Genomic DNA, 19016 nt, shown 5'->3' on the forward strand with positions numbered 1-19016 from the left:
CCATTACTTTCCGAATGCACGCAAAGTAAAGATCATAAAAAATTGATTGAGCGGCATGTGTGGGAACATTACATAGAAGAAGCCGATCATCTTCGTCATACACAAAAGAACAAAAGCATTTACGCAAAACGTAAAGAAACAATTGAACGTGTCTTTGCGGANNGATATAGGTATAGGAAAGGTCAAAATTTTGCTCTTACGAGCAAAAAAACCATAAAAAGGCATTCGATTAAGCTCATCGAATGCCTTTTGTCTACAATCTGAGAGTGCCTAGAGACACTCTTTTTATTAGAAAGAATTAATACCTTATTAAGTTAACAAACTATTTTTCTTTAACAAAAGCTGTTTCTGTTTTTTGGTTAAATGATAATAATTCGAAAGCAATCCCATAAAGGAATGTAACAAGGAACATGGAACCAATCATATCGAAAATGACATGCTGCTTTACAAATAACGTTGAAACGATAATTAAAGTACCAATGATATGAATACATAAATGGTGAATGACGTGTTTATCTTTTATATGAAGTGAAGCAAGCATGATTGTAAAAGTAGTAAGCACATGGATACTTGGGAAACAATTAAAAGGACGATCATGGTCATAAATCCATTGAACCATATTATTAAAGTAATTATCCCCAACAATGGTTGGTCTTGGAACTGTTGTTTGGAAAAAGAAATATATAACAAAACAAATTAACTCTCCCACAACAATTAATATTAACGTCTTTAGGTATACTTTTGTGTCCTTAAAACAAAAGTATACAAGATAACCAAAGATATATGCATACCAGATGACATAAGGAATGATAAACACTGACAAAAACGGAATCGCATGGTCTATTGAAGTACTAATATCGATCGATCTATGTGAACGGGAATTTAATAATTCATATATTTTGGCCAAAGCGGGAATGACCAGCAGGAAAAGTAAGTAGGGAGCTCTTTTTATTATATTCTTCAAGCAAGGTCCCTCCTTTAATAAATTGATAAATTTCTAGATAACTAACATGAATTTGTCGAACACATTCCATAATACCATAAAAATCGTGGAAATAAACATACTTTCCTAATTTCTAAAGAAAATTCACCTGGAAATCAAATTCCTTTAATGTCTTTAAATGGTGTTGTTACATGGTGGCGTTATATGGTGTCAGGCACCAATTGTGGACACTTTGGGGATTTGTCCGTCTCCAATGGACACTGACTTTAAAAAATGGAGAAACCATTGGTTTTTGGTTTCTCATGTTTGTTCCTTTTTTGGGTTTCCTTTAGCTTCCTATGCCCCTGCTTGGTTTCGTGTAAATCCATGGTATCTTGTGCCTTGGAAATGTAGCTCGCCGACATCTCCTTCTGCCAGCAGACCATATTCCCGCCCGCCCACACTGAATTCCATCCGGTCACCACTTTCAACTTGAAATGTGGCATAGTACCATGTACTGGAAGAATGATCACTCCCTCCTCCACTCACTTGCAATCTTTTCGAGACAACAACCGCAGCCACAGTTAAACGTGGTTGTTTATTATTATGACTCCACATTTTAATCCCTTTAATAAACATAAACAAAATGAAGCCTGTTACAAGAACAATAAAAATAGGGATAATGATAAACATAATATCAAAAATCTCAAAGCCATCATTAAATCCCATACCTCCGCCCCCTTCTAACTCTGTACAAATGAAGATAAACTAAATAATTTTGGTCTCTTTTCCAATATATAGGATGGATTTCCCGTTTTGCAAGAATATTTTTAATATTAAAAGAACCAAAATACCTATATGAGCGACCAGTTTAAGAAATATGCTAAACTAAGGAAAACATACAAGAAGAAAATTGGAGGTGAAACTTTGGAACGGATCATTTTATTTGATGGAGTTTGTAATCTTTGCAATAACAGTGTGCAATTTATAATAAAAAGAGATTCCATTGGCTTATTTAAGTTTGCTTCTCTCCATAGCGAGACGGGCCAGTCACTTTTAAAAAAGCATGGCTTAAACAATGATTTAAAGAGTTTTGTCCTCCTAGAAAATGACAAATTTTATATCAAATCAAGTGCAGCACTCCGGGTTTGTAGTAAGCTAGGCAAAGCATGGCCCTTATTATCGATCCTCCGGTTCCTCCCCCCTTTTTCAAGGGACTTTCTTTATGACATTGTGGCAAACAATCGATATAAATGGTTCGGAAAAAAAGAGAGCTGTATGCTTCCATTGCCTGAATGGAGGGAAAGATTTTTAGATTAATGGATCGCCTGGGCACTTTAATTCTAACTAATATTTTATTCCCTAAAGCATAGATATAATTAAACAATTTTTTTAAAGCAGGTGGGCATAAATGGAGATTGTTGTTAGACAAGGAGATTCATTATGGCATTTCAGCCAGATGTTTCAGGTAAATTTACAACTCATTAATGATTCCAATCCAAAGATTGATCACAATAATCTTACTGTTGGCCAGAAGGTACAGATTCCTGGTTTTGTTGCTATGGAATATCAGATACATCGAGGAGACTCCTTATGGAGCATTGCTCAAAAGATGAACCTCCCTCTAGAAGCAATGGAGTTAATTAACCCTGAAGTAAAGGCATCAACCCTAAGTCCGGGCCAAACCATAAAAGTTCCAACCAGGATAAACTGGAGATTAGTTCAAAATCGACAAAAATATGATTACAGTCAACTGCAAAAAGATATCAATAAATTACATGAGATATATCCATTTTTAAAAATTTCAAACATTGGAAAGACCGTACTCGGAAAAGAAATTCCTGAGATCCTGATTGGAACAGGTGAAAAAAGGGTTCATTATAATGGTTCTTTTCATGCTAATGAATGGATTACTTCATTGGCGATTATGACTTTTTTAAATGATTACCTATTATCCTTAACAAATCATCAACCTATTCGAGGACTAAATGCTTCTCCCCTCTACCAACAAAGTACTTTATCAATTGTCCCTATGGTAAATCCGGATGGAGTCGAGCTCGTTTTAAATGGACCACCTGATAAGGAAGAATGGCAAAAAAGAGTGGTTGAATTTAATAAAGGAAGCACAGACTTTACAGAATGGAAAGCAAATATTAGAGGTGTAGACCTTAATGATCAATTCCCGGCTAGATGGGAATTAGAGAAAGCCCGTAACCCAAATGAACCTGGACCACGGGACTATGTGGGCGAAAGACCATTATTAGAGCCCGAAGCCATTGCGATGGCAAATCTCACAAAAGAACGGGATTTTACACGAGTGCTGGCCTTCCATACACAGGGAGAGGTTATCTTCTGGGGATTTGAGAATCTTGAGCCTGCTGAGTCTGAGGTGATCGTCAAGGAATTTAGCCGGGTCAGTGGATATGAACCGGTGAAAACAATTGCCAGTTACGCGGGATACAAGGATTGGTTTATTCAAGACTGGCAGCGAACAGGATTTACAATTGAGCTCGGTCGTGGTATCAATCCACTTCCATTGTCCATGTTTGATGACATTTATAAAAAGTCACTGGGAATTTTCTTAGCAGGACTTTATATGTAAGTGAGGAGGCTGAAAAAATCCAGCCTCCTCTCTCTTTATTTAAGTAGATTTTGTATGATTTTTATCCCAAATTACACCATAATTAATTTCCCATTGGATGAAAACCTCAGTATTTATTTACAACACATCCCTTAAAAGACCTGCTTAACAACTAATTATTTTACAGGTCCTGATTATGCCCCTTGATACGATGCCTTATGGAACCTTTCAATATACTTAAACAGTTCCTCACCTTGTTTAGGTATATTGGTGTCAGGCACCAATATTAAATACATAGCACGATAGGATTCGGGGACCCATATGTAATGGTGTATGTATTCTGTCATGGTGAAGCCGCATTTTTTCCAGAATTGGTTTCTGGCTAGTGTTTCGGGTGTCTCCTCCGATTCGACTTCAATCACTATACTTCTCGCATTTCCTTTGGTCATTGCCCATTTTTGGATATACCTCATCATTTCCATGCCTATCCCACGATACTGCCACTTGGAATCAACAGCAAGATAATCAATGATTAAAGCATCGGTGCCTTCCAGTTTACCTGTTACTGCCATGGCCACTACCTGATTCTCCACGATCCCGATATGTAAGTAACAAAGTTGTTTGCGAAACATATTGCGAATGATTTTCTCCGGCTTTGCTCCCTTTCCATCGAATGCCCGGTGGTATATAGGGCTGATTTGATTCTTCCATAATTGTGCATCCCATTTACTAATTGTATTAAATTCCAATGGCTGTTTGCCTCCTGCGCCTCTCATATATTACCAAAGTACCCAGGAATCTTGATTTTTATAAAAAAACGCTAATCGTAACTTTGTTACTGTGTTCGATTCGTGGCCAATAGGACAGCATTCGGGATTTCAAAGACAAGCGTGTCCGAACACCGGTCCTCTTCGGACAGATCACGGGATTATAAAGGTAAGTGTGTCCGAACATTGTTCGTCTTCGGACAGCTTCCGGGATTTTAAAGGCAAGTGTATCCGAACATCGGTCGTCTTCNNGCAAGTGTGTCCGAACATCGATTGTCTTCGGACAGCATTCGGGATTTCAAAGACAAGTGTGTCCAAATTATAATTCCTTCTGTAGATCTTTATGTTTAAATCGGTTCCATAAACAACAATATTACGAAAACAGCCATAAAAAAGAACCTTTGAATGAATTCAAAGGTTTAAATGAGAACTTGGTGGTCTATGCCAAGTCCCTAATTAGGAGGTCTAAACTCAGAAGAATTTAAACATCTTTATATTAACATTTTCTAAAAATTCTATCAATCATTATTGCTTTAAAGTGAGAAAGTGAGACGAAAGGCACAGAAAAAAACAAGAAATTCCCTTTTTCAAAATCGAATTTTCCTAATTGGTTTTACGTTTTTTGTAATATTTAAAAAATATAAATTCACCATTGACACACTTGTATATACAAGTTAAAATGAAAACGTAATCACAACTTGTATATACAAGCATCTGAAGCTTAATGAAAACGCAGCCACAGTCTGTATACTAAGTGAATAAAAAAAGAAGATAAAAAATGGGGTTTTACCCATTTAAAACAGGGGGAAAGACAAATGTCGAACTACACAGATCCATCAAAAGATCTATTAAAACACATTGGAGGCAAAGAGAACATTGCTGCGGTCACTCATTGTGTGACAAGAATGCGCTTTGTTTTAAACGATCCAAGCAAAGCCGATGTTAAGGAAATCGAATCAATTAAACTTGTAAAAGGTACATTTACTCAAGCTGGACAATTCCAAGTCATCATCGGGAACGAAGTATCAAGCTTTTATAATGAATTTGTCAAAATTGCTGGTGTGGATGGCACTTCTAAAGAAGAAGCAAAAGTAGCCGCACAACAAAATATGAATTGGCTCCAACGCATGATGGCCCACCTTGCAGAGATCTTCACACCTTTAATCCCTGCCCTAGTTGTTGGTGGTTTAATCCTTGGCTTTAGAAACATCATCGGAGATATCAAATTACTTGAAGGTGGAACAAAATCAATTATCGAGGTTTCTCAGTTCTGGGCGGGCGTTCATGCCTTCCTCTGGTTGATTGGTGAAGCGGTATTCCACTTCCTTCCAGTCGGCATTACCTGGTCGGTTACGAAAAAAATGGGTGGTTCGCAAATCCTTGGGATCGTCCTTGGTATTACACTCGTATCTCCGCAATTGCTTAATGCTTATGGTGTAGCAGATGCAAAAGAAATTCCTTTCTGGGATTTCGGTTTTGCCAAGATTAAAATGATTGGCTACCAGGCCCAAGTAATCCCAGCGATTTTAGCCGGATTAGTACTAGCATTCTTAGAAACAAGATTACGTAAAATTGTTCCGAATTCCATTTCCATGATTGTCGTTCCATTCTTATCTTTAATTCCAACAGTGTTAATTGCTCATACCGTATTAGGACCTATTGGCTGGAGTATCGGTTCAGGAATTTCTCATGTGGTGTATTCTAGCTTAACTTCAGCATTTGGCTGGATTTTTGCGGCAATCTTCGGATTTGCTTATGCCCCGCTGGTTATCACTGGTTTACACCATATGACAAATGCGATTGACTTACAATTAATGAGTGAGCTTGGCGGTACAAACCTATGGCCAATGATTGCTCTATCTAATATCGCCCAAGGTTCTGCTGTTCTGGCGATGATCTTTATTAATCGTAAGGATGAAGAAGAAAAACAAGTTTCGATCCCAGCAGCGATCTCTTGTTACTTAGGAGTAACAGAGCCGGCAATGTTCGGAATTAACTTAAAGTATGGCTTCCCATTCCTAGCTGCAATGATTGGTTCTATGATTGCAGGCGTTGTCTCCGTTGGCAGCCACGTTATGGCGAACTCTATCGGTGTCGGTGGTATTCCTGGATTCTTATCAATTCAGGGGCAGCATATGGCAATGTTCGCGATTGCCATGGTAGTAGCCATTGTGGTTCCATTCATGCTAACGGTTGTCTTTGCTAAAACACGCATGAATAAATTTTCTTTAAAAAAATAACAGCAAAATCACATAGTTTGGAGGGGGACATCCTCCCTCCTTTTCCTCATTAGATTACTTTATAGGCAGGTGCTGAAAAATGACAACAGACTGGTGGAAAAAAGCAGTCATTTATCAAATTTATCCGAAAAGCTTTAATGATACGACCGGAAATGGGACCGGCGATATTAAAGGCATCATTGAAAAATTAGATTATCTAAAACAACTAGGTGTGGAAGTCCTTTGGCTTACTCCGATCTATAAATCTCCACAACGGGATAATGGCTATGATATCAGCGATTACTACTCCATTCAGGAAGAATATGGTACGATGGAGGATTTTGACTGCTTATTAGCAGAAGCCCACAAACGCGGCTTAAAAATCATTATGGATATCGTCATCAATCACACGTCAACAGAGCATGAATGGTTTAAACAAGCACGAAGCTCGAAGGATAACCCTTATCGTGACTTTTATATCTGGAAGGATGGCAAGAACGGCCAAGCACCAACGAACTGGGAATCAAAATTTGGTGGTTCGGCATGGGAATATGACGAGAACACCGACCAATATTACCTTCATTTATTCGATGTTACCCAAGCAGACCTTAACTGGGAAAATGAAAAAGTTCGTGCTGCCCTATACGAAATGATGCACTTTTGGTTAAAAAAGGGTGTCGATGGTTTCCGTCTTGATGTCATCAACTTAATCTCTAAAGACCAAAATTTCCCGCAGGATGACAGTGATGGCCGCAAATTCTATACAGACGGTCCAAGAATCCATGAATTTTTACACGAAATGAATGAACAGGTTTTTTCCAAATACGATATTATGACGGTTGGGGAAATGTCGTCGACATCCATCGATAACTGCATTAAGTATACGAACCCAACACAAGAAGAGTTAAACATGACCTTTAGCTTCCATCATTTGAAAGTCGACTATCCAAATGGTGATAAATGGACGAAAGCAGACTTTGACTTTCATTCCTTAAAACAAATCTTATCTGACTGGCAAGTGGGAATGAATCAAGGCGGCGGCTGGAACGCCCTCTTCTGGTGTAATCATGACCAGCCACGGGCTGTTTCTCGTTTTGGTGATGATCAAAAGTATCATAAAGAGTCCGCGAAAATGCTGGCAACTGCCCTTCATTTGCTGCAAGGTACTCCGTATATTTATCAAGGGGAAGAATTTGGAATGACCAATCCAAACTTTAACTCAATTGATGAATATCGGGATGTTGAATCGTTAAATATTTTTAATATCAAGAAAAATGAAGGCATGGATGAGCAGGAGATTATTGAAATCTTGAAACAAAAATCCCGTGACAATTCAAGAACTCCAGTGCAATGGAATGCAACCAAACATGCTGGCTTCACAAGTGGTACTCCATGGATTGAAACGGCTCGTAATTATCAAGAAATTAATGCGGAAAAGGCACTCAAAGATTCTAACTCTATCTTTTCCCACTATCAAAAATTGATTAAAATGAGAAAAGAGTATGATGTGATTACGGATGGAGAATATCAGCCGATTTCCAATCAGGATGATGCTGTATTTGCTTATCTAAGGACAAGTGGTACAGAACAAGTACTCGTCATCAATAATTTTTATGGCAAAGAGCATACCTTCGTCCTCCCTGCACATTTACATCTTGAAGTAGATAATAGTGAGATGTTACTCTCTAATTATGAGGATTCGAATGCACTTGGCCAGGACATCTTATTAAGGCCATATGAGTCAATCGTGTACTACCTGAAAAGATGAACGGAGATGTCCTTATGACGAACAAGTATCTAACAATCTATAACATCATTGTCGAGCAAATTAAAAGCGGCGAGATCCCGCCCCAAACGCTTCTTCCCTCTGAAAACGAATTAAAAGATCAATTCGAGACATCCAGAGAGACCATCCGGAAGGCGTTAAATTTGCTCTCACAAAATGGCTATATCCAGAAAGTTAGAGGTAAAGGTTCGATTGTAATCGACATGAGCAAATTTGATTTTCCAGTGTCGGGGCTGGTAAGTTTTAAAGAACTTGCCAATAAAATGGGCAGTAAACCGAAAACGATTGTGAACGAACTTGAGTTAATCAAGCCGGAGGGTTTTGTTAGACAACAGCTTCAACTCGGCAGTAAAGACCTTGTGTGGAAAGTCATTCGGACAAGGGAAATGGGCGGTGAGAAAATTATCTTGGATAAAGATTTCTTAGCAAAAAAATACGTCCCTTCCCTTACAGAAGAAATTTGTGCTGATTCGATTTACCAATATATTGAAAATGAATTGAACTTGACAATTAGCTTTGCCAAAAAGGAAATTGTCGTGGAGGAGCCTTCATTAGAAGACAGAGCCCTACTGGACCTAGAGGGTTTTCACAATGTTGTCGTCATTAAAAACTTCGTATATTTAGATGATGCCACCCTCTTTCAATACACCGAATCAAGGCATCGTCCCGATAAGTTTCGATTTGTCGATTTTGCTCGCAGATCCCATTGATTTCAGTAAAGAAGACCGCTTTTCCATACTAGCGGTCTTCTTTTCATTTCTACTCGTTTGGAAAGGATTTTTATCCATAAAGTTTGCTACAATAGAACTATCCAAATCGTGAGGTGGAAATAATATGTGCGGCCGATTCACATTAACAGCAACGTTCGAAGAAATCATCGATCGTTTCGATATTCAAGCCTTTATGGAACAAGAAAATTATGAGCCAAGTTTTAATATTGCTCCCTCCCAGGCGGTCCTTGCTGTCATAAATGATGGGAAGTCTAATCGGATGGGATTTTTAAAATGGGGGTTAGTTCCGCCTTGGGCAAAAGATCCGGCCATTGGCCATAAAATGATTAATGCCCGCGCAGAAACATTGGCCGAAAAACCAAGCTTTCGTAAAGCTTTCCAAAATAGAGTAGGCGCATGAAAAAATTTCATGCGCCTCTCACAGATCCGTACGTGCGGGTCATCGCATACGGCTCCTCCACTTTATCCCCGCTGGGGATGTAGTTCGTTGTAAATGTCCAAAAGAAAAACAAGTTTAATTTCGCGAAACCTTTCATTAGGAATCGCGAAGTGTACATGTTGGGTCATCGAATTTTTCCATCTTGTCATTGAAAGATGAGGTAGTTCACCCTCCCAATTCCTTTTTCTGAGCTCCCTGTGGAGCTTTCTTATTTTTCTCCAGCTTCTTAACTGAATCATCCTAAGTCTTCTTCGAATCCATGAGTCCAGCTGTTGAAACAGTTTCTTCGAAAATCCGATACCAAAGTACCTACCCCATCCTCTGATGATAGGATTCAGTCGATGTTTAACGAATTCCTCCAAATTAATTGTTTGGTTTCTTTTCGTTGTTTTCTTGATACTTTTCTTAAATTTCTTTACTGCTTTGTCTGATGGAGAATGGAAGTATCCTTTTTTAAAAACATATCCTAGAAAGATAAACGGCTCTTCAAAGTTGTCTACAATCTTGGTTTTATCCGGATGGACTTTCAGACCTAACTTTTCCTCTAATAGCTTCACTACTGTTCTTAGTACTCTTTCAGCACCCTTCCGGGACTTGCAACAGATGACGAAGTCATCCGCATACCTTGTAATACGGTGACCTCTTTCCATCATCATTTCATCAAGAGGATGCAGATAGATGTTTGCTAATAGCGGACTGATTACGCCACCCTGAGGACTGCCGGTGTCACTTTCATAGAAACATCCGTTCTCAAGGATTCCCGATTTTAAAAACTGTATGATTAGCGCTAACACGCTACTGTCCACAACTTCTACTTTGATTAAATCGATAAGTTTATCATGAGGAATAGAATCAAAGTATGTTTTTATATCGGCATCAATTACAAAGGTGTACCCTTCCATTAAATCCTTTCGGATTTTGTCTATCGCCATATGTGCACTACGGTTTGGACGAAATCCAAAACTACAGTCTAAGAATTTCTGTTCAAAGATTGGTTCAAGTATTCTTTTAGTTGCGGCTTGGAGAATTCGGTCTTCTACTGTTGGAATTCCTAGTGGACGTTTTGTACCATCAGCTTTTGGAATGAATACTCTTCTGACTGGTTTTGCACGATATGTTTTGTTACTCAAAGATTCCTGGAGCACTCTTAAGTTGTGTTCCAATTTTATTTCATACTCTTTAATCGTAACTTTATCCACTCCGTGTGAACCGCGGTTTTTCTTTACGTCATAAAAAGCTTGTTCCAGGTTTTGATAGTTCCATAATTTATCCATTAGACTGTACCACTTGCGTTTCTTTTTAGAATTTTCCACTACACGTAAGCTTCGTTTACCTATTAAATCATTCATGCATTCGTTTCCTTTCCCAATACAATATCAACTGAATAGGTAACCCAATGGCTGATATTTAATATTAGTACTTCGCCCTAAACAACCTACTTTCTTTCGGTCTCGATTCTTCGGCTATCAGCCTCATCGACTTCTGTTAAGTACATGACGAGTAAATAAGTTCGTATTGCTTTCTTCCATGGACAGACGGGCTTCGCATCAGTTCACTGCCTTTTGGGTCAATGTCTGCCTTACCAACTTCGTGATAAGTCACATGTCTTTGTGGCATTTCCGACAAGTTTATTCACTACTATCCCCTGCTCTGACTTCTCACCCTCCATAGTCAATTTCTAGTCCATCCCGGTTTTGAAAAAGATTTACCACCTACGGTGGAGAAGATGAGATCTCCTTGGGTCACGTTCCTCGCCTTTCACTCGAAGCCAGTCCTCATAACTAATAAGATACAGAGTGGTATTGGACATCCCCATCCTTTGCAAGGTTATCCCATCTTACCAGCCAACATGGTTACAGCCACCTGTTCCGAGCTTTGCCTTCAGGTCCTCCGCACGAAATCTCACAATACTCGCACTACCTGTCAGCTGTACATTTCCGCCACAACGGCATGTTAGGGACTTTCACCCATTAGAGCGAGGCGCTGCCAAGCGCACAAAAGCGCTGTCTAGTCATTGCTGACAGCTTTTATGAATGGAAGCGGCATGAGGACAAAAGCAAAACCCCCATGCGGATTAAACTAAAGTCCGATGATTTGTTTGCGATGGCGGGAATTTGGGAAGCTTGGAAATCTCCCGAAGGAAAAACACTCTATACTTGTTCTGTCATTACAACTGGACCAAATGACCTTATGAAAGATATTCATGATCGGATGCCAGTTATATTGAAACCAGAAGATGAAAAAATCTGGTTGGATCCATCCCTGTCAAATCCCAATGATTTAAATAAACTACTCGTCCCATTCGATGAAAGCCAAATGGAGACTTATGAGGTATCTTCCTTAGTTAACTCACCCAAAAATAATTCAATCGAGCTTATTCAAAAAATTTGCTAACCCTTTTAAAAAAAATAGGCACTCTTTTTTAAATTATTTTTTCAATATGGACAGGTTTACTACATGCATGTACATGCTGCTACATATGATGTACTAACCCATAAAAGTTTTCCTTCTTTAGGAAAGTGGTTCAGCCACTTTCCTTTTTTTATGAAAAAAATGGTCAAAGCATCTGATATTTCATTATTCTACAAAAATAGGGAAATATAAGTCATATTTACTTGATATAGATAGGGTTGGATGCATATGGGGATGAAAATGAGAAAAATGCTTTATCATTTAATAAAGGTTCGGGATAAAATTTTTATTCCATTTGTCTTTTTATACATATTAATGGCAGCCTTAGGAATTTATATAATTGAACCGAAAACATTTAAAACATATACTACATCTATTTATTGGGTTTTGACCACACTGGCAACTGTAGGATTTGGAGACTATGCCCCCGTTACCCATGCTGGTAAGGTGTATACAATCTTCCTCTATATTACTGGAATCGGACTTGTCAGTGTGCTTATCGGAAAAATTTTCAATTCTGTCTTTCTAATTGATAAAATGAAAGTTGGAGGCAATATGAAGTATACGGGAAAAGACCATATCATTTTGATTGGTTGGAGTGCGAAATCGAAATTAGCCATTGAGGAAATTCTAAAAACGGATAAAAAAATAGACATTGTCATCATTGATAATTTAGAAAAAGCCCCCTTACTGGAAAAGCGTCTATATTATGTCCGTGGAGATGCCACCCATGAAGAAACCCTTTTTAATGCAAGTCTACCGACTGCAAAGGGAGTAATTATTTTTGCTGACCAAATTACCCAGGATAATTATGCAACTCCTGACCAAGTACTAGTCGATGGAAAAACCCTATTAATTGCAACGGCCATCACTTCCATAGAAGAAGAATTACATAAATCGATTCACGTCACTGCCGAGGTGATTAATCAAAAGCACATCCGGTTATTTGAGCATGTAAATGTCGATGAGTTTATTCCTACTCAAGAAATGATCTCACACGCTGCAGTAAGATCATTATTTTCCCACGGTGTCACTCATATGTATTCTGAATTAATGAGCATTCAATATGGAGAAGCCATGTATGAAATTCCTACACGACCTGAATGGAAGACCTATCGGGAAGCCTTTGAAGACCTTTTGAATAAAGGGGCAACCCTAGTGGCAGACCGAGGTGACCTTCATATAAATCAAAAGCTAGATAGTAATATCCCTGAAGACGCCCAGCTTTTTGTGATATGTGATAAAGAGACAATTTCTCTTCTACAATAGAATGACCGCACACGAAAAGGATGCCACCACCGGCATCCTTTTTTAAATGGAATAATAATAAAAATAATTTGATTCTTTTTCAAAACCAATTTTTTCATAGAGCCTTTGTGCATTGTGATTTTCCTTACCTGTTTCCAGCATAATTCCTTTTGCTCCAGTTTCTTTGGCAAACTGAATCGCCCTATTTATTAATTGTTCTCCAGCGCCCTTTCCACGGTATTGTTCCTTCACATACAAATCATTTAGTACCCATGAGCGCTTCATACTTACCGAAGAAAAGGTGGGATACAACTGAACAAAACCAACAGTATGATTTCCTTCAACCGCCAAAAAAACAATAGATTCTTCGTTCATTAATCTAGCTTTTAGAAACTCTTGTGCACCCTCAAAATCAGACTTTTGCTCATAAAAGACCCGATATAAATCAAATAATTCAGTTAACGGTCCCAATTCATTCATCGTTGCTTTTTGAATAATCATCCGTAAATTCCTCCAGGTTTTTAATTTAATATAGAAGGATAATTTCAATAAATGCAGAATATTTAAACATGATCAAACAACTACGAAATTTGCTAGTTTACTACTTCGAATTTTGGGTCTTGGGGGAAATAAAGATGAACGCTATGAATGTTAGGCTCGATCTGTTTGAAAAAATTATTCCATTTAATCATAAGTTAGCGCCATTATTTATTCGTGACAGCTTACATTCGATTATTCCAGAAGGAACAGATCATATTTTCGTGATTGGAATAGGTTCAAATGTAATAAATGGTGACAGTCTTGGTCCATTTGTTGGTACCTTGCTTCATGATCTATATCCACAACACTTAACAGTAGTCGGGAATCTGCAGTCACCCCTAGATGGACAAACACTTGTCCCTAAGGTTTCACAGATTACTCTGCCCCAAAATAGTTTTGTCATTGCCATCGATAGTGTTCTCGGTTCAGAAAGAATCGTGAATTCCATCGTGGTTCGTGACGGGTCCCTCCTGCCTGGGTCCGGATTAGGAAAAAGTCTTCCCCCGATTGGAGACTGCAGCATTATGGGAGTTGTGTTGGAAAATGACCCAACATTAGAATGCTCTCTACTATCAACGAACCTTCATCTTATTTATACAATGGCCACAAATATTGCGAAAGGGATTTCCCTAGCTATAAGACAATACTATAAATATCCATCGTTCCATCCAATTTTGCAACAATGCTAAGAAGCGAATGTTCGTTTTTTTGGACCATTTCATAATAACAGATATTTCAAATAATTAAAATATTAATGACTCAGGAGTGGCCCGGACTTTCACGTGTATTTGCACTAATTGACTCTATAACAAAGAAAAAGGACAGATGAAGCAGCGCCGCTGCTATAATCTGTCCTTTTCTCCATTTTCCGATTCATCTTTATTGAACCAAAGCGGGTCATTATTGTCTTCTTCACCATTATAGTTGATTAGGATTTCATCCCCTGCTTTGATATCTTTGTATGCATAAAAGTCAAACGTGTGATTTGGAAAATTAATTTCATATGTAGCATTCGGCTCATATGAATGGTTAAATAGCATTCCATACCCTAAGAGAAGTGCGGTGTGGTTGATTCCATATTCAAACGCATAATCAGCAAGCAGCGTTTTCTCAATATGTACATGCTCCTCATTTGGATAAGGAATAACGGGTGCTTCATGAATCAGCTCCCCTTTTGCGATATCACGAGTTGCAAATACTCCTCTATTTAATTCCCCATCACTAAGTTTGGATGTCTTTACCTCAATCATGTTAATCACCTATTCAATCTTTCCAATGAAGTTTTTACTCTTTATATAGCTTGCCATTAACTAAACAAGAAAGCAAATGTTTTTTGCTTCACCCCTTTTTTCAGGTTCTTTTTTGAAGAGGTAAATCATAAAATAAGAATATACGTTCGCAACAAGAGGAGGGCACAAATGGGGAATTTGATTACGGGTGAAATGTTGGTGAAGTATTACGAGTTGAATAAGCAGAAAAAAGAAATAGAAATGGAAATGAATACATTAAAGGATGCTTTTCAAAAATATTTTAATAATCTAGTGGGTACGGATCATAAAGGTGAAATTACCATTAGTGGCTATAAACTCCAACGGCAAATTCGTAAGACTGAAAAATATGATGAAGTTGAAACCATTAAAAGATTAGAAGAGTTACAGATGAACGAACTGATCCAGGTAGTGAAAAAGCCCTATGAGGTAAAAATTAAGGCAGCTCTAAATTTAGGCTTGTTAAATTCCAATCATTTAGAAGGATGTATTATTTCGACTACCTCCCCTGCTATTAGCGTGAAACCAATCACGCCTAGATAACGATCTAAGGCCCCCGTATTTTTTGATGCGGGGGATTTTCGTTTATAAAAATATTGACGAAATTGAAGAATTAGTTCAGATGCATTTTAATTATTAAATGTTTAATAGTTATAATCTTTTTAGTAGATAACAGGTGCCGTCTTCGGCAAAGAATAATGATTCGCCTTGATGAACGTTAAAATTAACATTCTTTTTGTCATAAATCAGTTTTGCCACTTTTTCAAATTTCCCTACTTCTTCTACTGTTGGATTAACAATAATATCTTGTTTTGCATTTGTTGTCACAAATCCTTTGGGGTTATATTTCCGTTGGGGTTTCAATTCTGTGCCCCACCTTCCATCGACGAGTACGGAAATGGCTGTAAACTTTGTTTTTCGCGTTTGAATGGACCATAATTTCCGACAATTACAACGATGTATTTTGAATTTCATCACAAGTTACCTTCTTTCTGTAAATTCAAAATCGGATGATTGTAAAGTGTATTCGCTCGGAAACTAAATTATTTATCTGGGTCAGGTTATGAGTTTGGACTAATTGGAAATTTGAAATTAATCCAGTAAATGGTACAATTACCAATGTTTATATTTTATAAAAAAGGGGTTATCACACATGTCAGTGGATGTTTATCTTAATTTTAATGGGAACTGTCGTGAGGCAGCAGAATTTTACGCGGAGGTATTTGGCTTAGAAAAGCCGCAAATTATGACGTTTGGGGAAACGCCGCAGAACCCAGATTATCCGCTTCCAGAAGAAGCAAAAGGTTTGGTCATGCATACAAGGCTTAATATTGATGGAAGTAACGTTATGTTTTCTGATGTTTTCCCTGGGATGCCGTTTGTAGCAGGTAATAACATAAGTCTAGCTATTGTTAATAAAGATTTGGAAAAGATTAAGTCTTATTTTAACCAACTGAAAGAAGGCGGTACGGTAGTCATGGAGCTTCAAGAAACCTTCTGGAGCAAATGCTATGGTTCCCTAAAAGATAAGTTTGGTATTGAATGGCAATTTAATTATGATAATGGGGAAAGTGCTATGTAATTGGTTTATGAATGATAGAAGACCGGGCAATTTGCTCGGTCTTTTTTTGATTTTCTTATTGGTGAGCATATAGTCCTTTATTGATTCCCTTGGGTGGGATATTTTTGGATCAACAGGCATCAAAGGGCTTCTATAGTTACTGTTGAACGAATTCCTCCGCATAATTCAACTGGCATCTAGGGTGATCCTTTAATTTAAACCTCGATTTGATGACTTTCTTGTGATGGCACTTCCTCTTCTTCCCAACCTTTACATACATCAATCCATTTCTTTGCAAAAGAATATGTAAATAACTCTTCTTTCGTTAATTCAATCGCAGAATTTGTGCTTCCGCATGCTGGATATAGTGTTTCGAAGCGCTGCATGGAGATATCCAAGTACACGTCTAACTCTTTATTCAATCCAAACGGACACACACCACCAATGGCATGTCCGGTTTGTTCGAGGACTTCATCGGGAGAGAGCATGCGTGCTTTGTAACCGAACTGTTCCCGAAACTTCTTATTGTCGATTTTTGCATCCCCTGCGGCAACGATCAAAATAGCCTTATCTTCGCTCCCCCGAAAAGATAAAGTTTTAGCAATTCGGGCTGGAGCCACTCCAATTGTCTCAGCCGCTTGCTCTACAGTTGCGCTGGAGGTTTCAAATTCCATTACATCATTTTCACGATCCCATTGTTTAAAATGGGCCTTTACACTTTCCAATGACATCTTATTCATCCTTTCTAGGGTGGTAATATTATGAATAATAACACACTTTAAGGGGATAAAGCGAAAAGTTGACTTGTGTTGTACCTATTAAACATCTATTTGGTCCCGTGGGCTCCTTTTTTCGGAAATCATGGGAACAATTAACCTCTAATCGTTCCCTTCGCATGACAATTTCCGCTAATTGCCTGAGTTGTTATCACACACCTGCATTAGGGGACATGTCATATGATATATAAGCCTTTGAATTTTTAATCACTTCTACCTTATCGGACAGTATTAAGGGTAGATGCTTTTTTCAAAAAAGGAACTTCAGGAGGGACATTTTGAAGACATTATTATTGGAAAACATTTTAACTGCCATGAACATTCAGCCTCATGAAAAGCAAAAAGGGATCTGGATTGAGACGGTCACTGATGACAGATCTGAAATTGGGAGTCATACTTTATATTTTCGTTTTAACAATCGAGAGGTGCCGGTTGAAAGGATAAAGAAATACAAAAATGTATTTATCGTTACAGATACCCCATTTTCTCACATGGAAAGTTTACATCCTAATCAAATCATTATGGTAAAGAATCTCAAAGATAGTTTCTTTAAATTCACCTCGTATTACAGGCACCTGTTTAACATTCCTGTAGTGGCCATTACAGGTACATGTGGAAAGTCTACGACGAAGGAAATGTTAAAACACATTTTAGAAAATACTCATAATGTGCAGTCAACCATTTCTAGCAAAAATGCCGATTATTACAACCTTTCATATTTATTGGGAATTGAGGAAGATACGGATGTGGCAGTGTTTGAAACAGCCGTATCTAAAAAAGGGGATATGACGGCGTCCTGTAAGTATTTTTACCCGACAATGGGGATTTTGACGATGATAGATGTGGATCATACAGATCAAATTCGTTCATTTGATGATTATCTAGCAGAAAAAGCAAAGATCATGCAAGGGATGAACAATGAGGGAATTCTCATTCTAAACTCGGACGACCCCTATCTCTCCTCGATCGATACCTCTAAATTTAAGGGAGAGATTATCACATTCGGAAAAAACAAGAATGCTTTTTTTAGGATTAAGAGATATCAATATACGTCATCAGGTATGACTTTTTGGATGGAATATATGCAAAATGAATACAGAGGATATATACCGGGTCTTGGGGAGCATAGTGTATATAATTCAGTCGCTTCAGTAGCAGCCGCTGCCATGTTAGGTGTCGATATTCACTATGCGTTAAAAAGATTAGCTTCTTATCCACACATGAGATCCCATTTTCAAGTAATGGATGGTCGAAATCAAACCATATTGGTGGATGATACGTGGAAGTCAAATCCAGCTTCTTTAAGAACAGGCTTAGAGACATTAAGCAAGATTGCATTGCCATCCCAAAGAAAAATTGCTGTTCTGGGAAGAATGGCGGCACTTGGAAAATATGCCGATGAAGAATACGAAAAGGCAGGACATTTAATCGCTTCTTCGGGGGTAGATATTCTCATCACCAAAGGGTTTATTGCAAAAGATTTTCAAAAGCCTGCTATAGAGGCAGGAGTAAAGCCGCAGCATGTTTATCATTTTTCAGATCCAGATGAGATGAAAAGATTTTTTGATTCATTTTTACGTCCAAATGACATTGTATATTTCAAAACGGGCGGGAATGACTCAGACTTTTATGATGTCATCGACTATTTAAAGCGATAAATAATAGAAAATTCACATATTAAAAGGCAGCTATCCTTTCTGAATAACAACCCAATTGTTCACAATTGGAGTTGAGATTCATGATCGGTACGCTGCCTTTTGTTGTAT

19 protein-coding genes and 2 pseudogenes are annotated in these 19016 nt (G+C 38.0%); 13 read left to right on the plus strand and 8 right to left on the minus strand.

Annotated features, from left to right (window positions below; genetic code table 11):
- Window positions 1-264: transposase (locus tag COJ96_RS29245; RefSeq protein ID WP_257148526.1), on the plus strand; the 264-nt coding region annotated here is incomplete at its 5' end.
- Between the two features lie 58 nt (window positions 265-322).
- Here the strand turns inward: COJ96_RS29245 and COJ96_RS14905 are convergent.
- Both COJ96_RS14905 and COJ96_RS14910 read right to left on the minus strand, forming a co-directional pair.
- The gene (locus COJ96_RS14905; protein ID WP_098574607.1) at window positions 323-964 is read right to left on the minus strand and encodes a phosphatase PAP2 family protein; all 642 of its coding nucleotides are present in this window, start codon (window positions 962-964) and stop codon (window positions 323-325) included.
- Between the two features lie 315 nt (window positions 965-1279).
- Complete coding sequence (locus COJ96_RS14910) at window positions 1280-1651, minus strand: DUF2500 domain-containing protein (RefSeq protein ID WP_098574608.1); 372 nt, start codon at window positions 1649-1651, stop codon at window positions 1280-1282.
- A gap of 198 nt (window positions 1652-1849) precedes the next feature.
- On the opposite strand from COJ96_RS14910, the gene COJ96_RS14915 reads away from it, so the two are divergent.
- A complete protein-coding gene (locus COJ96_RS14915; protein WP_098574609.1) occupies window positions 1850-2242 on the plus strand; it encodes a thiol-disulfide oxidoreductase DCC family protein in 393 nt (130 codons plus the stop codon).
- Window positions 2243-2333: 91 nt separating this feature from the next.
- The gene (locus COJ96_RS14920; protein WP_098574610.1) at window positions 2334-3524 is read left to right on the plus strand and encodes a M14 family metallopeptidase; all 1191 of its coding nucleotides are present in this window, start codon (window positions 2334-2336) and stop codon (window positions 3522-3524) included.
- 173 nt (window positions 3525-3697) lie between these two features.
- Here COJ96_RS14920 and COJ96_RS14925 read toward each other — a convergent pair whose 3' ends face one another.
- The gene (locus COJ96_RS14925) at window positions 3698-4252 is read right to left on the minus strand and encodes a GNAT family N-acetyltransferase (protein ID WP_180230126.1); all 555 of its coding nucleotides are present in this window, start codon (window positions 4250-4252) and stop codon (window positions 3698-3700) included.
- A gap of 833 nt (window positions 4253-5085) precedes the next feature.
- On the opposite strand from COJ96_RS14925, the gene treP reads away from it, so the two are divergent.
- The 4 genes and pseudogenes from treP to COJ96_RS14945 form a co-directional block, all read left to right on the plus strand.
- Window positions 5086-6510: a PTS system trehalose-specific EIIBC component gene (gene treP / locus COJ96_RS14930; RefSeq protein WP_098574612.1), complete on the plus strand. Its 1425-nt coding sequence runs from the start codon at window positions 5086-5088 to the stop codon at window positions 6508-6510.
- Between the two features lie 79 nt (window positions 6511-6589).
- Window positions 6590-8257 carry an alpha,alpha-phosphotrehalase gene (gene treC, locus COJ96_RS14935; RefSeq protein ID WP_098574613.1) on the plus strand — a complete coding sequence of 556 codons (1668 nt, stop codon included), beginning with the start codon at window positions 6590-6592 and terminating at the stop codon, window positions 8255-8257.
- A gap of 14 nt (window positions 8258-8271) precedes the next feature.
- A complete protein-coding gene (treR, locus tag COJ96_RS14940) occupies window positions 8272-8985 on the plus strand; it encodes a trehalose operon repressor (RefSeq protein WP_098574614.1) in 714 nt (237 codons plus the stop codon).
- Window positions 8986-9109: 124 nt separating this feature from the next.
- Window positions 9110-9394 (plus strand): annotated as a pseudogene (locus tag COJ96_RS14945) (SOS response-associated peptidase); the annotation flags it as partial.
- A gap of 74 nt (window positions 9395-9468) precedes the next feature.
- Here the strand turns inward: COJ96_RS14945 and ltrA are convergent.
- Window positions 9469-10794, minus strand: a complete 1326-nt coding sequence (ltrA, locus tag COJ96_RS14950) for a group II intron reverse transcriptase/maturase (RefSeq protein ID WP_098574615.1) — start codon at window positions 10792-10794, stop codon at window positions 9469-9471.
- Window positions 10795-11431: 637 nt separating this feature from the next.
- Between ltrA and COJ96_RS14955 the strand changes: the two are divergent.
- Both COJ96_RS14955 and COJ96_RS14960 read left to right on the plus strand, forming a co-directional pair.
- Window positions 11432-11839 (plus strand): annotated as a pseudogene (locus COJ96_RS14955) (SOS response-associated peptidase); the annotation flags it as partial.
- A 258-nt stretch (window positions 11840-12097) separates the two neighbouring features.
- A complete protein-coding gene (locus COJ96_RS14960; protein WP_180230127.1) occupies window positions 12098-13126 on the plus strand; it encodes a potassium channel family protein in 1029 nt (342 codons plus the stop codon).
- Between the two features lie 42 nt (window positions 13127-13168).
- Here the strand turns inward: COJ96_RS14960 and COJ96_RS14965 are convergent, their stop codons facing one another.
- Entirely contained in the window at window positions 13169-13606 is a 438-nt protein-coding gene (locus COJ96_RS14965; RefSeq protein WP_098574617.1) for a GNAT family N-acetyltransferase, read from the minus strand.
- A gap of 134 nt (window positions 13607-13740) precedes the next feature.
- Here COJ96_RS14965 and yyaC point away from each other — a divergent pair, with 134 nt between their 5' ends.
- A complete protein-coding gene (gene yyaC, locus COJ96_RS14970; RefSeq protein WP_257148527.1) occupies window positions 13741-14334 on the plus strand; it encodes a spore protease YyaC in 594 nt (197 codons plus the stop codon).
- 153 nt (window positions 14335-14487) lie between these two features.
- On the opposite strand, the gene COJ96_RS14975 is transcribed toward yyaC, so the two are convergent.
- Window positions 14488-14895 (minus strand): SET domain-containing protein, encoded by a 408-nt coding sequence (locus tag COJ96_RS14975; RefSeq protein WP_142333007.1) that lies wholly within the window; start codon window positions 14893-14895, stop codon window positions 14488-14490.
- Window positions 14896-15063: 168 nt separating this feature from the next.
- Here COJ96_RS14975 and COJ96_RS14980 point away from each other — a divergent pair, with 168 nt between their 5' ends.
- On the plus strand, window positions 15064-15456 hold the full coding sequence (locus COJ96_RS14980; protein ID WP_180230128.1) for a hypothetical protein: 393 nt from the start codon (window positions 15064-15066) through the stop codon (window positions 15454-15456).
- A gap of 108 nt (window positions 15457-15564) precedes the next feature.
- On the opposite strand, the gene COJ96_RS14985 is transcribed toward COJ96_RS14980, so the two are convergent.
- A complete protein-coding gene (locus COJ96_RS14985) occupies window positions 15565-15888 on the minus strand; it encodes a hypothetical protein (protein WP_098574619.1) in 324 nt (107 codons plus the stop codon).
- A 178-nt stretch (window positions 15889-16066) separates the two neighbouring features.
- On the opposite strand from COJ96_RS14985, the gene COJ96_RS14990 reads away from it, so the two are divergent.
- On the plus strand, window positions 16067-16495 hold the full coding sequence (locus COJ96_RS14990; RefSeq protein WP_098574620.1) for a VOC family protein: 429 nt from the start codon (window positions 16067-16069) through the stop codon (window positions 16493-16495).
- Between the two features lie 194 nt (window positions 16496-16689).
- Here COJ96_RS14990 and COJ96_RS14995 read toward each other — a convergent pair whose 3' ends face one another.
- Window positions 16690-17205, minus strand: a complete 516-nt coding sequence (locus tag COJ96_RS14995) for a YbaK/EbsC family protein (RefSeq protein ID WP_098574621.1) — start codon at window positions 17203-17205, stop codon at window positions 16690-16692.
- Window positions 17206-17528: 323 nt separating this feature from the next.
- Here COJ96_RS14995 and COJ96_RS15000 point away from each other — a divergent pair, with 323 nt between their 5' ends.
- Window positions 17529-18908, plus strand: coding sequence for a Mur ligase family protein (locus COJ96_RS15000; protein ID WP_098574622.1), 1380 nt, complete (start codon window positions 17529-17531; stop codon window positions 18906-18908).
- Window positions 18909-19016 lie beyond the last annotated feature (108 nt).

Origin of the sequence: Bacillus sp. AFS073361 (assembly GCF_002567005.1) — a bacterium.
In the GTDB taxonomy this organism is placed as follows: domain Bacteria; phylum Bacillota; class Bacilli; order Bacillales; family Cytobacillaceae; genus Neobacillus.